The 17,434-nt window shown below is 55.9% G+C and carries 13 protein-coding genes; 10 read left to right on the top strand and 3 right to left on the bottom strand.

Annotated elements, in window-relative coordinates:
- Nucleotides 1-51: 51 nt before the first annotated feature.
- The 4 genes from secD (at nt 52) to G538_RS0113675 (ending at nt 6,059) form a co-directional block, all read left to right on the top strand.
- Nucleotides 52-1,926 (top strand): protein translocase subunit SecD, encoded by a 1,875-nt coding sequence (gene secD / locus G538_RS0113690; RefSeq protein ID WP_029069748.1) that lies wholly within the window; start codon nt 52-54, stop codon nt 1,924-1,926.
- A gap of 3 nt (nt 1,927-1,929) precedes the next feature.
- A complete protein-coding gene (gene secF / locus G538_RS0113685; protein WP_029069747.1) occupies nt 1,930-3,030 on the top strand; it encodes a protein translocase subunit SecF in 1,101 nt (366 codons plus the stop codon).
- Between the two features lie 2 nt (nt 3,031-3,032).
- Nucleotides 3,033-3,566 carry an adenine phosphoribosyltransferase gene (locus tag G538_RS0113680; protein ID WP_029069746.1) on the top strand — a complete coding sequence of 178 codons (534 nt, stop codon included), beginning with the start codon at nt 3,033-3,035 and terminating at the stop codon, nt 3,564-3,566.
- Between the two features lie 168 nt (nt 3,567-3,734).
- A complete protein-coding gene (locus G538_RS0113675) occupies nt 3,735-6,059 on the top strand; it encodes a RelA/SpoT family protein (RefSeq protein WP_051197299.1) in 2,325 nt (774 codons plus the stop codon).
- Here the strand turns inward: G538_RS0113675 and G538_RS0113670 are convergent.
- Both G538_RS0113670 and G538_RS0113665 read right to left on the bottom strand, forming a co-directional pair.
- Nucleotides 6,046-6,750 carry a hypothetical protein gene (locus G538_RS0113670; RefSeq protein ID WP_029069744.1) on the bottom strand — a complete coding sequence of 235 codons (705 nt, stop codon included), beginning with the start codon at nt 6,748-6,750 and terminating at the stop codon, nt 6,046-6,048. The two genes, G538_RS0113675 and G538_RS0113670, sit on opposite strands and share 14 nt — an antisense overlap.
- 96 nt (nt 6,751-6,846) lie before the next feature.
- The gene (locus tag G538_RS0113665) at nt 6,847-8,301 is read right to left on the bottom strand and encodes a DUF349 domain-containing protein (protein ID WP_029069743.1); all 1,455 of its coding nucleotides are present in this window, start codon (nt 8,299-8,301) and stop codon (nt 6,847-6,849) included.
- Between the two features lie 267 nt (nt 8,302-8,568).
- Here G538_RS0113665 and hisS point away from each other — a divergent pair, with 267 nt between their 5' ends.
- Entirely contained in the window at nt 8,569-9,942 is a 1,374-nt protein-coding gene (gene hisS / locus G538_RS0113660; RefSeq protein WP_029069742.1) for a histidine--tRNA ligase, read from the top strand.
- Nucleotides 9,943-10,022: 80 nt separating this feature from the next.
- Entirely contained in the window at nt 10,023-11,786 is a 1,764-nt protein-coding gene (gene aspS, locus G538_RS0113655) for an aspartate--tRNA ligase (protein ID WP_029069741.1), read from the top strand.
- A gap of 198 nt (nt 11,787-11,984) precedes the next feature.
- On the opposite strand, the gene G538_RS0113650 is transcribed toward aspS, so the two are convergent.
- On the bottom strand, nt 11,985-14,252 hold the full coding sequence (locus tag G538_RS0113650) for an MMPL family transporter (protein ID WP_029069740.1): 2,268 nt from the start codon (nt 14,250-14,252) through the stop codon (nt 11,985-11,987).
- Nucleotides 14,253-14,360: 108 nt separating this feature from the next.
- On the opposite strand from G538_RS0113650, the gene G538_RS0113645 reads away from it, so the two are divergent.
- The 4 genes from G538_RS0113645 to G538_RS0113630 all read left to right on the top strand — a co-directional run bounded on the left by G538_RS0113645 (nt 14,361) and on the right by G538_RS0113630 (nt 17,398).
- Nucleotides 14,361-15,734, top strand: a complete 1,374-nt coding sequence (locus G538_RS0113645; RefSeq protein WP_029069739.1) for a replication-associated recombination protein A — start codon at nt 14,361-14,363, stop codon at nt 15,732-15,734.
- 161 nt (nt 15,735-15,895) lie between these two features.
- On the top strand, nt 15,896-16,522 hold the full coding sequence (rpsD, locus tag G538_RS0113640; protein ID WP_029069738.1) for a 30S ribosomal protein S4: 627 nt from the start codon (nt 15,896-15,898) through the stop codon (nt 16,520-16,522).
- A 148-nt stretch (nt 16,523-16,670) separates the two neighbouring features.
- Nucleotides 16,671-17,054 carry a DUF948 domain-containing protein gene (locus G538_RS0113635; RefSeq protein WP_035834369.1) on the top strand — a complete coding sequence of 128 codons (384 nt, stop codon included), beginning with the start codon at nt 16,671-16,673 and terminating at the stop codon, nt 17,052-17,054.
- Nucleotides 17,051-17,398, top strand: coding sequence for a hypothetical protein (locus G538_RS0113630; RefSeq protein WP_029069736.1), 348 nt, complete (start codon nt 17,051-17,053; stop codon nt 17,396-17,398). Before G538_RS0113635 ends, G538_RS0113630 begins: the two co-directional genes overlap by 4 nt.
- The last annotated feature ends 36 nt before the right edge of the window (nt 17,399-17,434 follow it).

Below are 17,434 nucleotides of genomic sequence, written 5' to 3'. Positions count from 1 at the left end.
CCACCACACGTTGTTAGCGCCTCGGCGCATGTTATGAGAAGAGTTTGACAGTTGGCCAGTACCAACAGCGACGCTAGCCGTCCATGGCGGCCGTTGATCACCCTTTTGCTGGTGATCACCGTCGGGGCAGGGATTCTATTCACCGGCGTGAGGTCCTCTGATGATGCCTCGTGGACACCGAAGTTAGCCCTTGACCTCGAGGGTGGCACACAGATCATTCTGCAAGCAGTAACAGCGAATGATGAGCCGGTGTCAGCGCAAGACATCAACCAAGCTATCTCCATCATTCGACAGCGTGTGGACTCCTCAGGTGTCGCTGAAGCAGAGATCACGAGCCAAGGGGGCCGCAACATTGTTGTTGCACTCCCAGGTAGCCCAAGCGAAGAAACCCTTGCGCTTGTACGTGAATCAGCGCAGATGCAGTTTCGACCTGTTTTGTATTTCGGTGATCCCGGGCCCATTGTCTTGGACGACGCGGCTGTTGATGGTGAAGCGGAAGTTCCTGAAGGTGACGACAGCGAATCTGCAGAGTCAGACTCTGCTGACGGGGTCCAGACTCCTGACAGCGACGATGCGGAGTTGGTCGTTGAAGGGCCACTTGATGCACTTGTGGCTGATGATGAGTCTGCCGCACAGCCAGCAAACCCCAGTGATCTAGTACAGATTACGCAAGAAGTTGTTGACGAATTTTACGCTTTGGACTGCACATCGCCAGAGAGCCTCATTGGCGGCGGAGGAGTAGCTGACCCGGATGGTGTCTTGGTCACCTGCTCAGAAGACGGCAGCACAAAGTACATCCTTGGTCCAATGGAGATCAGCGGTAACAACATCGCTACCGCTACTTCTGGTCTGAAGACCACTCAAACGGGTGCAACAACCAATGAGTGGATCGTGAACATCTCGTTTAACTCTGCTGGCACCAAGGAGTTTGAAACCGTCAGTTCCCGGTTAGCGGATCTCCCTGAGTACGAGCAGTGGATTTATGACCCCACGAGTTCTGCACCAAACATGTTTGCGATGGCCCTAGATAACCTCGTCATCTCTGCTCCTAGTGTTACTCAACCTTTCTATGACGGTCAGGCCTCGATCGAGGGAACCTTCACCAATGAGTCCGCTAACAAGTTGGCAAATCAACTCAGTTTCGGTGCGCTGCCATTAACTTTTGAGGTTCAGAGCGAAGAAACAATTTCCGCGACCCTGGGCTCTGAGCAACTCCAAAAAGGTATTCTCGCTGGTCTTATCGGTCTTGCGCTCGTTGCAGTGTACTCCTTGGTTCAATACCGCGTTCTTGGTTTGATCACTATTTCATCACTCGTTGTAGCGGCGGTGCTGACCTACCTTTCCCTGGCGATTCTTTCCTGGGTTCAGGGGTATCGATTGTCACTCGCTGGTGTGGCGGGAATCATCGTGGCGATCGGTATTACAGCTGACTCCTTCATCGTGCTCTTCGAGCGTATCCGTGATGAATTACGTGAAGGCCGAACACTCAGTGGCGCTATCGATGTCGGGTGGGATCGAGCAAAGCGCACCATTCTTGCGTCAGATGCCATTAACTTCATTGCAGCTATCGTGTTGTACTTCCTCGCAGTGGGCGGGGTACGTGGCTTCGCGTTCACACTCGGACTAACAACACTGATCGACCTCATCGTGGTGTTCTTCTTCACCCACCCACTCTTGAAGGTACTGTCCAAACTGCCGTTCTTCCGAGACGGACACAAGTTGTCCGGGTTCAGCCCAGAAAGTCTCGGTGTGGATCGTGTACGTTACGTGGGCCGAGGCCGAGTGAGCCAACCTGATCACGGGTCATGGTTGAACGAAGACGGTACCCGCATGACAATCGCTCAGCGTAAGGCTGCACGAGAACGCCAACAACACGAAGAATTGGGCGGCTCAGCGCAGACCACCCACATCAAGGACGGTGAGTGAACCATGGCATCTGGGTTCTCTAAGTGGGGCAACGACCTCTACACAGGCAAACGGTCCTACGACATCGTTGGCCACCGTAAGTACTTCTTCATTGCTGCGGCCGTAACTCTTCTTGCTTGCCTTGCGATCCTGGGCATTAAAGGCTTGAACCTTGGTATTGAGTTCCGTGGTGGTTCGCAGTTCACCATCTCAAACGCTCAGACCAGCGATCAGGGCCCAGCGATTGATGCGGTTGCCTCAGTTGACCCGAGTGAAGTTGCCCGGGTGTCGACTCTTGGGACGAGCGCTCTGCGGGTTCAGACCAACACGTTGACTGACCTTGAAGTGCAGGAAGTACGCACTGCTCTTGCGCAGGCTTACGGTGTTACGTCTGATGACGTTGCGAGCTCATTTGTGGGACCTACGTGGGGGCAAGACGTTTCAGCGAAGGCTTTTACGGGTATCTTCGTGTTCCTGGCTCTTGTCATGCTTGTGATGTCTTTGTACTTCCGTGCGTGGCGTATGGCAGCAGCAGCGATCCTAGCGCTCTTCCACGACCTCATTATCACCTTGGGGGTTTACGCGATAATTGGCTGGGAGGTGACGCCAGCAAGCATCATCGGGTTGCTGACAATCTTGGCATATTCCATCTATGACACGGTTGTTGTGTTCGATAAGGTGCGCGAAAACACTGAAGGCATCACAGAGCAGTACCGGCACACTTACGCTGAACGCTCAAATCTTGCTGTCAACCAGACGATGGTGCGTTCGATCAACACTTCAGTAGTTGCGCTGCTTCCGGTTGGGGCTATCCTCTTCATTGGCGCGTTCCTGCTCGGAGCTGGGACGCTGCGCGACATTTCTCTCGCACTGTTTGTGGGAATGGGTGTTGGTGCATATTCTTCGATCTTCTTGGCAACACCACTTGAAGTAGCGCTACGGAGCCGCGAGAAAGCAATCAGCGAGCACACCGCGCAAGTATTTGCAGCTCGTGATGCGCGCGACCGTGGAGAAGACCCAAGCCAAGCTATCGGTGCATCACTGACAGCTGGTGGCGATGACCGCGATATTGTTCCTGGCGTCCGGCTTGCAAACCGCGCTCAGCCGCGACGAAAGAAGAAGTAGAGATGTCTGTACATAGCATTACACCTGTCGACCTACGGTCGTATATTCGCGATCTACCTGACTACCCAAGTCCAGGAATCGTCTTTCGCGACATCACCCCTCTGCTTGCTGAACCAGCAGCTTTCACCACAGCAGTTCACGCGCTGGCTGAACTAGTTCCTAGTAACACTGATCTCATCGCTGGAATGGAAGCCCGAGGCTTCATCTTTGGAGCCGCACTCGCACACCACATGGGCATTGGTTTTGTGCCTGTGCGTAAGGCGGGCAAACTACCGCCACCGGTTCGTAGTTACACCTACGACCTTGAGTATGGCCAGGCAACGATCGAACTTCGCGATGAAACATTGCCTGATGGCGCTCAGGTTGTTCTGCTTGACGATGTCCTTGCTACAGGTGGAACAGCTGCGGCAGGCGTGGCACTCATCGAGCAGTGTGGGGCACATGTGATTCAAGCGTTGTTCCTGATGGAGTTAAGTGGACTTGGAGGGCGTGACCTGTTGGGAAGTAAACCTGTCGCGGCGTTGTTTGACCTGTAGTTCTACAATGAACTGACAGGGGCCTCGTAAGTTCGGGGCCTGGCCAAGTTTTTCTGGCCCGACGACGTCCAAGGAGGCCTCATGTCTGCAGACAGTCCACACACGCAGGTGGCCTCACGCGGTGACGACCTTGAGGGAAGCATCGCAGCGGGGCAAGCAGGAGAGCGGATGCTGTCCTCAGCGAAGCCAGCCACCGCTAAGCCAAGTGATATTAAGTCCGTTGCATCTGCTGCGGATCCTGACATCGATGTTGCGCCTATCTCCACTGCTGGGCGGGTGCGCTCACGCTTCGGGCGGTTTGGCGCTCGTCATGCGGTCGGTACCCCGACGCTTGAACCGTTGATGAGGGCGTTGCGCAACAATCACCCGAAAGCAGATGTCTCGCTCATTGAGCGGGCTTACGTGACTGCTGAGAAAGCGCACCGCGGTCAACTGCGTAAAAGCGGAGATCCTTACATCACCCACCCCGTTGCGGTTGCCACGATTCTCGCGGAATTGGGGATGACTCCGTCCACATTGGCTGCGGCTCTTTTGCACGACACTGTGGAAGACACACCGTACTCCCTTGCTCAACTGACCAAGGAATTCGGTGAAGAGATAGCTCTTCTTGTTGACGGCGTCACAAAACTCGACAAGGTTCAGTACGGGGAGGCAGCGCAAGCTGAGACTGTCCGCAAAATGGTTGTCGCTATGGCCAAGGACATTCGGGTTTTGATGATTAAACTCGCTGACCGTCTTCACAACGCGCGTACCTGGAAGTTTGTCCCTTCTCAGTCTGCAGCGAAGAAAGCTCGGGAAACACTCGAGATTTATGCCCCGCTTGCTCACCGCCTGGGTATGAACACCATTAAGTGGGAACTGGAAGACCTGTCGTTCCAAACGTTGTACCCCAAGGTGTATGAGGAGATCGTTCACCTTGTTGCAGAGCGGGCGCCGGCCCGCGAAGAGTACTTAAGTACAGTTCGTGACCAAATCATTTCTGATTTGCGTACTGCTCGCATCAAAGCAACGGTCACAGGCCGCCCTAAGCACTACTACTCGATCTACCAGAAAATGATTGTCCGGGGCCATGACTTCCAGGACATCTATGATCTGGTGGGAACCAGAGTGCTTGTCGATACTGTGCGCGATTGTTACGCGGCACTGGGCGCACTTCATGCCAGGTGGAACCCTGTTCCTGGGCGATTTAAAGACTACATCGCGATGCCAAAGTTCAATATGTACCAGTCCCTCCACACGACTGTTATTGGGCCCGGCGGTAAACCCGTTGAAATCCAGATTCGTACGCATGACATGCACCGTCGTGCAGAGTATGGTGTCGCTGCACACTGGAAGTACAAAGAAGGTGCCAAAGCTCCTAGCGGGGGTGAAGGCTCAACAGACATGCAGTGGCTCCGGCAGCTTGTTGATTGGCAGCGTGAAACAGCTGATCCGTCAGAATTCTTGGATTCACTACGTTTTGAGATTGGGTCTCGTGAAGCGTATGTCTTCACTCCTAAGGGTGACGTCATTGCGCTTCCCCATGGTGCGACTCCCGTCGATTTTGCTTACACGGTGCACACCGAAGTGGGTCACCGCACGATGGGCGCGCGCGTCAATGGGCGTCTTGTTCCGTTAGATTCTGCACTTGAGACCGGTGACACGGTTGACATCCTTACGTCAAAGGCGCAAACGGCTGGTCCTTCGCAAGATTGGCTTGCTTTTGTCAAGAGTGCTCGTGCGCGGAACAAGATCCGGCAGTGGTTCCAAAAGGAACGCCGTGATGAGGCGATTGAGCATGGCAAAGATCAAATCGCTAAGGCGTTGCGCAAGCAAAACCTTCCGTTCCAACGTTTGCTGTCTCATGAAGCGGTGCTCGCCACTGCCAACGATATGCGCTATCCCGATGTTTCAGCGCTCTATGCAGCAGTGGGTGAAGGCCAGATTTCTGCCGCGAATGTGGTGCAGAAACTTGTGCAATCCATGGGTGGTTCCCAAGCGAATGAGGAAGACCTCGCTGAGGTGGCACGCCCGTCACGTGTGTCCAGGCAGAAGCGTGGGGGAGACCCCGGCGTCCGGGTTAAAGGCGCTGATGATATTTGGGTCAAACTTGCAAAGTGCTGTACCCCCGTGCCTGGTGACGACATCATTGGGTTCGTGACGCGCGGTCAGGGTGTATCAGTTCACCAAATGGATTGTCACAACGTCGAACAGCTGAAATTGCAGCCTGAACGCATTGTCGATGTGGAGTGGACTACCGGGTCAAGTGCTATGTTCTTGGTGCAAATCCAAGTCGAAGCCCTTGACCGTCCTCGCCTGTTGTCTGACGTGACGCGGATCCTTTCTGATTCCCACGTCAATATTCTTTCAGCTGCAGTGTCAACGTCCACGGATCGTGTTGCGATTTCAAAATTCACGTTTGAAATGGCGGAGCCGGCGCACTTGCAAACGGTACTGAACGCGGTACGGCGCATTGATGGTGTGTTTGATGTCTACCGAATCAAGGGTGCATAAGTTCTCTGACGCGGCGTAGTGCCACTGCGCTGTTGAAGTGCTTGTATGTCCCTTTGATGCGAGTAATGAGTGACGTGAGTGTCGCCGAGTCGATGTCGAGCGTTTGGACCATGTGAAAAAACGCATCTGGTTGGTGACCATGTGCGAGGTCGTACAGGGTCCGTTCTACGCTGGTGACCTGGACTCCGGCGACATTCACGGTATCTGTGCCGCGCAGTGATGTTCGTTTGCGGGTCACGCCCGTGCGCCGCCGCGGAGTGGGATCGAACGTTCGGTAGATGATGGTTCCGTGCGCAGGCATTGGGCCCCCACAGTGCACCCAGCTTGCGCTTTCCATGGCGACAACTTCATGGACTGATACCTGCAGGTGTATGCGGGCAATTCGAGCCCTCGTGCCAGGGGACTCAATCATTTTGCTGGGGATGGCGTAGCCTTCGGTGACACAACTGAGCCAACCTTCGCGTATAAAGTCTTGCCATGCTAGTTCACCCCCAACGCTCTCTGGGGTGAAAATGAGCGCTGACGAGTGACGAAACGCGGTGGCTGAGAATGTGCCGGGGGCATCAAGCTCTGGCAGGAGTGCGCGCAGTTCTCGGTAGCTCATCCGTGGTGTGGGGCGACCTTCGGGGAGTGGTTTGAGAGCTGGCGGTGCAGGAAGTGGCGGCAGCGTGGCGGTTACTGTCAATGTCATGGCGTCAGTGTGCCACAGGGACCTTCTTGGGTTACACGTATGGCCTGCACCCTGTGGATAGGGTGCAGGCCATAGGCAATGTGTTGCTAGAAAAGGTTACCCACGTGATTCGTCGGCAGCTTTCTTGATTTGCTCCAGCCAACTGCGGCGCGCTTCAAGTGCTGAGGTCAATTCTTTGACCTTCTTCTCTTTGCCTGCTGCTTGTGCTGCTGCGAGGTCCGCTTCGAGTTGCTCGATGCCTTGTTCTAGCTGAGCAAGCGCTCCTTCTGCTCGTGCACGGGTCTCAGGGTTCGTGCGGTCCCACTGTGACTGCTCAGCGTCTTTGATGGCCCGCTCGACAGCTCGCAGTCGCCCTTCAACGCGTTGGATGTCGTTGCGTGGGACCTTGCCGGCAGTTTCCCAGGCATCTTGGATGCTGCGCAGCTCGGTTTTGGCGTGTGATAGATCCTTCACTGGCACTAACGCTTCGGCCCGGACAAGGAGTGCTTCTTTGACAACAAGGTTAGCTTCGAACTCAGCGTTAATGGCTGCGTTGGCTTCTTCACGGCGAGCAAAGAAAGCATCCTGCGCTCCGCGGAAACGGGCCCACAACGCGTCGTCATCCTTGCGGCTTGCACGACCAGCCGCTTTCCACTGGTTCATCAGCTCGCGGTAAGCAGCAGCTGTTTCGTTCCATTCAGTGGATGTTGAGAGTTTCTCAGCCTGCTCCACCAGCGAAGATTTCACCTCTTTTGCTGAGGCATTTTGTTTTTCTAGTTCAGAGAAGAAGTGGCGGCGTTCGCGGTCAAATGTTGTGCGTGCGTGGGAGAAACGCTTCCACAGGCTGTCTTCAGCTGCCTTATCGAGACGAGGACCGCTGCGCTGAGCTTCCTTCCATTGCTCCAGCAATGCGCGGAGTTCTTCGCCTGCAGGGCGCCACTGAATTTTCGAGGGGTCCGTGCCAGCGATCTTTTCTGCCCGCTCAACGATTTCTGTGCGCTTGGCGAAAGCAACCTGCTTTGCAGCTGCACGCTGCACTTCAAGCTCTTCTCGGCGCTTTGCTGCCACCTGGGACAATGCTTCAACCCTGGCGCGAAGCGAAGGCAGGTCGCCCACAGCTGATGGTGAGGCGGTTTCCTCATTCAGTTTCGCAAGGGTGGAGTCGATTTCTTTGACGCTCAGATCAGTAGTCGTTAAACGCACCTCGAACAAGGTGACTTTGGCGTCGAGATCAAGGTACCGGCGGGCGTAGAAAGCTAGCGCCTCATCGGGAGTTGAATCAGGGATTTGCCCTACTGTTCGGGTTTCTTCGCCATCGCGAACATGCACGGTGCCGTCTTCGTCGACGGATCCGAATGTTGATGCCTCAGCGATGCGTCGAGTTTCATCCACTGAAACTGGGGTCACTGGTTGGCTTGTAGCGCCTTGCTCTGAAGGTGCTGGCTTTTTGATGGCGCTGGGCTTGATGGCGCTAGGGGAGGGGCGAGCACCGCCCACAGTGGGTGTCGCGGGAGCCGTCACCTCACGAGACTCGGCTGTCGTCTGAGATTGTTGTTCGGTGTTTTCGCTCATCGGCTTGCTCCTTGTGCGTAGTGGCGAGAAGAGAGATCTTCTCGTCAGCGACTGTCCCCTGGCTGCGTCGCCTGTGGTGACCTGACGTGATGGCGCGTGGGCGCCACTACCCAGTTTAGGGACCAGACAGCAAAAATGTGGTATTCAGTTCTGAATATCTTACGCAGAAGGACTCCTGCACCTCATCTTGTGTGGTGTGTCACGAGATGAGTTGTTGGTCGCCAACTATTCTCACTCTTGCTTCCAGACGTGGGAAGATATGGAGTTATGGCACGCCCAACTCCACTCTCCGGTTTCCCCGAATGGCTCCCACAGCAGCGCATTGTTGAGCAAGAAATTCTTTCCCGAATCCAAAAGACGTTTGAACTCAACGGATTCGCTGGCATCGAAACACGCGCTGTTGAGCCACTTGACCAACTATTACGCAAAGGTGAGACCTCAAAAGAGGTGTACGTCCTTTCGCGCCTACAGGCGGGCGACGAGGACTCCCACAGCGACCGCTCACTGGGGCTACACTTCGATTTGACGGTGCCATTCGCGCGATACGTCATCGAAAACGCAGGGAAACTCGACTTCCCCTTTAAGCGGTACCAAATCCAAAAAGTATGGCGCGGTGAACGCCCACAAGAGGGCCGCTTCCGTGAATTTTACCAAGCAGACATCGACGTTGTTGGTGCAGGAGAGCTCCCGTACCACTACGAAGTTGATCTGCCCCTAGTCATGGCGCAGGCTCTCAACTCACTGCAACCCCTCGGCGTTCCGGCATTCAAAATCCTCGTCAACAACCGCCGAGTCGCTGAAGGCTTCTACCGAGGTATCGGGCTGACCGATATTGATGCGGTGCTGCGCAATATCGATAAAATCGATAAGATCGGCGCCCAGCGTGTCGCAGCCCTCATTGTTAACGAAGCAGGCGCTACCACCGAACAAGCCCAACTTTGCCTTGACCTGGCAGCTTTGCACGGTAGCGACCAGAGCGTCATTAACGACGCCAGAGCACTTGCACAACGCGCAGGTGTAGACAACGACCTCTTCACCCAGGGAATCACTGAACTGTCCACCCTCCTCGAAGCAGCAGCACAGCGTGCGCCCGGAGTCATTGAAGCGAACCTCAAAATCGCTCGCGGCTTGGACTACTACACCGGATCAGTCTACGAATCAGTTCTCATCGGACACGAAGACCTCGGATCCATCTGCTCGGGCGGGCGCTACGACACCCTAGCCTCAGATGGAAAAAACACCTACCCAGGTGTCGGACTGTCCATTGGAGTGTCCCGGCTCGTGTCGCGACTCATCAGCAAACAACTAGTTACTGCCAGCCGGTCAGTGCCCACCGCAGTTCTTGTTGCCGTCACCGACGAAGCAACCAGGCACCAGTCAGACGCAATCGCCCAAGCCCTACGTTCGCGCGGTGTCTCAACTGACGTGTCACCAACGGCCGCAAAATATGGGAAACAAATCAAGTTCGCAGACAAACGAGGAATTCCTTTCGTCTGGTTCCCCGCATCCACTACTGACGGTGAAGACCACCCACACCAGGTCAAAGATATTCGCACCGGGGAGCAACACAACGCCCTCCCTGAGACCTGGCTACCACCAGCGTGCGACCTCACCCCGCAGGTCACCAGCACTGAGACGTAAATCCATTCGCTTCACAAGCTTGCGCACCTACAATGAAACAACCTGACGTGCCTAATACCACTCAACTGAAGGAAAGACCTGTGCTTCGCACCCATACAGCTGGATCCCTGAGCGCCGAGAACATCGGTGAGACCGTCACCCTCGCCGGCTGGGTCGACCGCCGCCGAGATCACGGAGGCGTTGCATTCATCGACCTCCGTGACGCCTCAGGCATCGCCCAAGTTGTCATCCGCGATGAAGAAGTTGCCCACCCTCTGCGATCAGAATTCGTGTTGAGCGTGACAGGCGAGGTCGCACGCCGACCAGAAGGCAACGAGAACACCAACCTCGCTACCGGTCAGATCGAAATCATCGCGACCCAGGTCACCGTCCTCAACGAATCAACCGCACTGCCTTTCCAAGTGTCAACCGCGCTAGACGGCACTGAAACCATCGGTGAAGAAGCACGTCTCAAGCACCGCTACCTCGACCTGCGCCGCCCAAAGCCAGCATCGTTGATGCGCCTGCGCTCACAGGTCTCCCAAGCAGCCCGCACAGTACTCAACGATCACGACTTCGTCGAAATCGAAACCCCCACCCTGACCCGCTCCACCCCAGAAGGCGCACGTGACTTCCTCGTCCCCGCACGCCTAGCACCAGGGTCATGGTACGCACTGCCCCAATCACCACAGCTCTTCAAACAGCTCCTCATGGTGTCAGGCATGGAACGCTACTACCAGATCGCGCGCTGCTACCGTGACGAAGATTTCCGGGCAGACCGCCAGCCAGAGTTCACCCAACTCGACATCGAGATGAGCTTCGTCGACCAAGAGGACGTCATTGCGCTCGCGGAGAAGATCCTCGCACGCGTGTGGTCGCTCATTGGTGTTGACCTCACTTCACCTATCCCACGCATCACCTATCACGAGGCGATGCGCCGGTTTGGGTCAGACAAACCAGATTTGCGTTTCGATCTGGAAATCACCGAGCTGGCGGAGTACTTCACGGACACTCCGTTCCGCGTGTTCCAGAGCGAGTATGTCGGTGCCATCGTTATGCCAGGGGGCGCAGCACAACCGCGCCGCCAGTTTGATGCGTGGCAGGACTGGGCGAAGCAGCGTGGGGCGAAGGGGCTTGCCTATGTCACCATCGCAGAGGACGGCGCACTAGGCGGTCCAGTAGCAAAGAACATCACCGAAACAGAACGTGAAGGCCTCGCAGCTGCAACAGGTGCTCAGCCGGGCGACTGCATTTTCTTTGCTGCCGGTAAAACTGACGAGTGTCGCTCACTATTGGGGGCAGCTCGCAATGAAATTGGTTCACGCACCGGATTGATCGACGAAGACGCGTGGGCTTTTGTGTGGGTTGTCGACGCCCCACTCTTCAAGCCTTCAGGGCAAGACGACGACGTCGATTTGGGGTCCTCAGCGTGGACTGCTGTACACCACGCGTTCACCAGCCCAACCCCACAGTGGGCTGACACATTTGATACAGACCCTGGTAGTGCTTTGGCCTATGCCTACGACATTGTCTGCAACGGCAACGAAATTGGTGGCGGTTCGATCCGTATTCACCGCCGTGATGTGCAAGAGCGCGTCTTTAAGGTGATGGGTATTGGTCAGGAGGAAGCACAGGAGAAGTTTGGGTTCCTTCTCGATGCCTTCCAGTTTGGCGCTCCACCTCACGGAGGAATCGCTTTCGGGTGGGACCGCATCGTTGCGCTACTCGGTAAAGCTGATTCCATTCGGGACGTCATCGCTTTCCCGAAGTCTGGTGGAGGGTTCGACCCGTTGACTCAGGCACCAGCTCCAATCACCCCTGCACAACGTAAAGAAGCAGGTGTAGACGCTAAACCTCAGTCATAAACCCATGACATGAACTGTGCCGGGTAGAACATCAAAAGATGTTCTACCCGGCACAGTTGTTTCTCAACGCCGTGATGGGCTCATACGGACCCACGGGCTGCTTAGTCACTGTGGTGTTGCTAGACGTGTTGATGGTCTAAATAGGCGCACTGACCATCACTCATACCGGGAGGGAGTTGGGACGCGTCCATCACGATGTCAGTGAATGATGGCGAACCGGTTGTACAGCTTCGCTAAGGGGGCTGGAGCCCACCAGTTCCACCGCCCAAGCAGCGTCATCGTTGCTGGTACCAAAAGCATGCGCACGATAGTCGCATCGATGAAGACCGCCACTGCGAGAGCGAACCCAACTTGTTTAATGACAAGAAGGTCCCCAGCAACAAACCCTGCAAAAACAATGATGATAATCCCCGCTGCAGAGGTGATTATGCGCCCAGATCGCTGTAAACCAAGCCGGACCGCTTTTTCAGAGTCGTGACCCGCATCAACAAACTCCTTAATGCGTGACAGGAGGAAAACTTCGTAGTCCATAGCGAGCCCAAACCCAAAGGCAAGGACAAGAGCGACAACGAAGGTTTCAATTCCACCTGTTGACGTGAAATTCAAGATGCCTGACAGGTGATTGTCCTGGAAGACCCAGACAAGTATCCCCAAGGAAGCCCCCAGAGAGACCACATTGGTGAAGAGCGCCTTGATGGGAATGACTAACGAACCTGTCATGAAGAACAACAACACCATGGTGGAAAGCACAACAACAGACACCACAAGCCAAAGCCGTTCACCCAAAGCGCCTTGGAAGTCAACTTGAGAGGCTGCCTGCCCAGTGACGAGCACATTGGCAGGCGACTCAAGTTCCCGAATCTCCCGCACGACCTCCGCAGCTTGTGGCGACCCTGGATCATCACCATCGATCAGCACACCAACAACAAAGTAGTCACCCAATGGCGAAGGCGGGACCACGCTACGCACACCCGAAAGAGTGTCAATTCGTTGCCCAAGATCCGCAGCATCAATATCTGAGCCATCGACAACCACCTGAATATCGGCAGACCGCGTTTGAGGAAAGTCCTGGGCCAGCGTGTCAGTGAACTGCCGCTGCGTTGCTGTCGTCGGTAGGAGTTCAATACCAGAATTACGCATCTGAAGGTCCAAGACGGGAGACGCAAGAAAAACTAGAAGAGCAACACACCCGATAACAACAAAAGGAGCCCTGCGCTGTACCCAACCAGCCAAACGAGAGAAGACACCTTCGGTGGCTTCCACATCGGCGGTATAACGCATGACCCTATCCACACCAGGAAGCTTCTCCACCGGCGAACGGCCAATCGTCTTCATACCAGCGAGACGCAACACCGCAGGCACCAGAGTCATCGCGGTTGTCACAGATAGCAACACAATAATCAGCCCAACAGCCCCGATCGCACGTAACACTGGAGGGGTAAAAATAATCAACCCTGCAATCGACAAAGCAATCGTCACAGCAGAGAACGCCACGGTACGCCCCGCAGTGCTCAACGTCGTCACTGTCGCATGCGTGACTGCTTGCCGTCGCTGCGCAGGAGTGAGTTCATCAACAAGATCACGGGGACGCACAGTAGGTAAATGTGGAAACTGGGAGCGAACAAAACGCGCCAACTCTTCCCGGAAGCGTGACACCACCAACAACCCGTAGTCGATGGATAAACCCAACCCCAACACAGTCGCAACATTAATGATCGACGCATCAATGTCCATCACAAAGGTGAGAGCAAACATCGCCCCCAACCCAGTCAAGATCGACGCTATCGCCCCAGCCAACGGCATAGAAGCCGCCATGAGCCCACCAAAAACAAGCACCATCATCACAAGAGCAAGAGGCAAAGCCACCAGCTCACCGGTAATAAGGTCTGCTTTAACCTGATCAGTGATCTCCGCCAAAATGAGATCCCCAGAACCAACAAAAGCCGCAGCCCCCGGCTCCAATGCTTCAAGCTCGTTCCCAGCTTGCTGGAAAGAAGCAACCACCGCATCACTAACAATCGCACTATCAGCCTCAGTGAGATTGCTATGCAATGTTGCTACAACAAGGAACCCCTGACCGTCCTGCGCACTAAAGAGCGCAGCGATATCAGTTGCCGTTCCATCAACTGCATCAAACGGGTCCAAAATCGATTCAATACCGCTGATATCAACAAGACGCTCATGCGCTTGCGCAACAATCGAGCTCACCTCATCACCGGAGGGTGCAACACCCTGGACCGCCAACGTGATGGTCTCCCCAGTTGAGGAATTCTCCCGCAGTATCACATTCGCCGCATCGCTTTGTGAGCCGGGAACACTATATTCACCAGTCACCAAACGATCGAAAAGATTGCGACCATCAACCCCCACCGTAATCATCGTGGCAGCGCCCACGACAATGACAACCCACACCAGCGCGGTGAACAAGGGAGACCTATCAACGAAACGACCTAGTCTGTCAAACACAGTCTCACCATGACAGACAAACAACCCTCACCGCATCTTCACACTCCGAGAGTTACCAAACCAAAGCCAACCACCACCCACACCCACCCCTCCCGATACCCTTAAACGATGGACCTCTTCCACGCCACCAGCACCACCAACCACGGCACCCCCAAACAATCACCCACCGCCCCACTCGCCGTCCGCATGCGCCCACAAAGCGCGGAAGAAGTCGCAGGCCAACACCACCTCCTCACACCAGGCTCCCCACTACGCCGACTCCTCGAACCCCACACCGCAACAACCCGCACAGCACCAAGCTCCATCATCCTGTGGGGACCACCAGGCACCGGCAAAACAACCCTCGCCTACCTCATCGCCCACAGCAGCGACCGACACTTCACAGAACTCTCCGCCGTCACCGCCGGAGTCAAAGACATTCGCACAGTCGTCGACTCAGCCCGCCAACTCCTCGTCACCAACGGACAAGAAACCGTCCTCTTCATCGACGAAGTTCACCGGTTCTCCAAATCACAACAAGACGCACTCCTACCAAGCGTCGAAAACCGCTGGGTCACCCTCATCGCAGCAACCACAGAAAACCCCAGCTTCTCGGTCATCTCCCCACTCCTCTCCCGATCCCTCCTCCTCACCCTGCGCTCACTGACCGACGACGACATCACAGCACTCCTCACACGCGCGCTCGCAGACGAACGCGGCTTAGCAGGCACCGTCACCCTTCACCCCGACGCGCAATCCACCTTGGTGCGCCTCGCCCAAGGCGACGCACGCAAAGCACTCACAATCCTTGAAGCAGCAGCCAGCTCCGCAACAGCAACCGCTACCACACCCAACGCGCCAGCCACCATCACCACCGATGTCCTCGAGCAAGCAATAGACATCGCCACCGTTTCCTACGACAAAGACGGCGACCAGCACTATGACGTCACCTCAGCATTCATCAAATCCATGCGAGGGTCAGACGTCGACGCAGCCCTGCACTACCTAGCCCGCATGCTCGTCGCTGGCGAAGACCCACGCTTCATCGCTCGACGCATCGTTATCAGCGCCTCCGAAGACGTCGGCATGGCAGACCCCAGCGCATTACAAACAGCCACAGCCGCAGCCCAAGCCGTCCAACTCTTAGGCCTCCCAGAAGCCCGCTACGCACTCGCCCAAGCCGTCGTCCACATCGCCACCGCCCCAAAATCCAACAAATCCCACGACGCCATCAACGCCGCAATATCCGATATCCAAGCAGGACGCACCGGCCAAGTACCACCTCACCTCCGGGACTCCCACTACAGCGGAGCCCAGCGACTCGGTCACGGCGCGGCCTACCAATACGCCCACGACTACCCCCATGCCGTCGCCCCCCAGCACTATCTGCCAGAAGAACTCCAAGGAACCCGCTACTACCACCCCACAGACCGAGGGTTTGAGCGTAACGTCACACAAAGACTCGAAATCATTCGAACAATCCTGCCAAACAACAACGCCTGAACTGGTAGAGTTGACGGGTTGCCTGGATCCAGGCACCACCTGGGACCTCAGCCCTGATGACACCGACTGCACTAGCGGTCGCGGAGTCCGTCGGCCGGTCCCACACCTCAGGACACCTCCTGAGTTGTGACGTACAACCACGACAGGAACGGAAACGACCTATGTCTTCTGTAACCCGTTCGCGCCGCCAGGTTCGCCTGAGCCGCGCACTGGGCATGGCACTAACCCCCAAGGCAGTCAAGCACTTCGAAAAGCGCCCTTACCCACCGGGCGAGCACGGCCGTTCACGCCGTCGCACTGAATCTGACTACGCCGTGCGTCTGCGGGAAAAGCAGCGTCTACGCGCCCAGTACGCATTGCGTGAAAAGCAACTGCGCGCAGCGTACGACAAAGCTCGCCGCCTGGACGGCTTGACCGGTGAAACCATGGTCGAGTTGCTGGAAACCCGCTTGGACGCTCTCGTTCTGCGCGCAGGTTTCGCTCGCACCATCCTTCAGGCTCGCCAGGCTGTGGTTCACCGCCACATCCTCGTTGATGGCAAACTCGTTGACCGCCCTTCATTCCGCGTGAAGCCAGGTCAGACCATCCAGGTCAAGCCAAAGATGCAGGCTGCCACCCCTTACCAGGTGGCTGCTGCTGGTGCACACCGCGATGTTCTTGCCGCTGTTCCTGGTTACCTCGACGTTCAGCTTGAGAAGCTCACTGCTGTTCTGTCACGTAAGCCACAGCGTGTTGAGATCCCTGTGCAGTGCGAAGTTAACCTCGTTGTTGAATACTACGCACGCTAAGTAAGTGCGCACTGTGTGTGCTCTCTCTGCGTAACCAAAGGGCCCCCTCGGGGGCCCTTTGTGCGTTGCGGCCTTTGTGCGAGCAGTGTGTGGGGTCGAGGAATGGGCCCCGGTGCGGGTAGTGTGTGCATGACGGTGAAACAGGTACATGCAGGGAGAGATAGTGATTGGTGACATTGCCGGACTGATCGCCGCGATCGCGTTCGTCGCGCTCGTTGGGCTGGTCGCTGTTCCGTTGATTAAGTTGGGTAAAGTTCTCGACGCTGCGGCGAAAACCATAGAGGACGTCGCTGAGAACACGCTCCCCATCCTTCATGAGTCGGCGCAGACTTTGACAGCTGCTAACGCTCAGTTGGAGAAAGTCGACACCGTCACGACGTCAGCAGCTGAGGTATCACAAAACATATCTGCACTGACTGGACTCTACGCGGCGACTTTTGGTGGTCCACTGATCAAGGTGGCAGCGTTTAGTTATGGTGTTCGTCAGGCTGTCGGTAAAGCTTGGGGCAAGATGCGGGGCGCCCAGCGATGAAGAAAATTTTCTGGATCGGCACAGGAGTTGCGCTCACTGTTCTGGTTTATACCAAAGGCCGCAAAGTAGTGAGGCGCTACGCACCAGAAGCCGTTGCTGAACGAGTTGGGCACCAAGCCGCAGACTTCGCGGAACGTGCTGATGCAGCCGCACATGGCTTTATACATGACTTCACCACGGCCTTCCACTCTCGTCAGGATGAGCTCATGGCCGCGCTCCTCGCGGACACGCAACCATCAGTTGATGAGTTGCGCGCCCGACATGCCGCACGTAAAGCCTCACCACGTGCCGAAGACTTCCCAGATGTCGATCCCATTGAAGAAGAGCTCGGTTACTCTTTTTAATCGTGCCACGTTGAGCGCCACGTGAGTCTTCGAGAA

Origin of the sequence: Jonesia quinghaiensis DSM 15701 (assembly GCF_000423205.1) — a bacterium.
Classification (GTDB): domain Bacteria; phylum Actinomycetota; class Actinomycetes; order Actinomycetales; family Cellulomonadaceae; genus Jonesia; species Jonesia quinghaiensis.
Note: the sequence above shows the minus strand (reverse complement) of the source record. Positions and strands in the feature narration are given on the sequence as shown.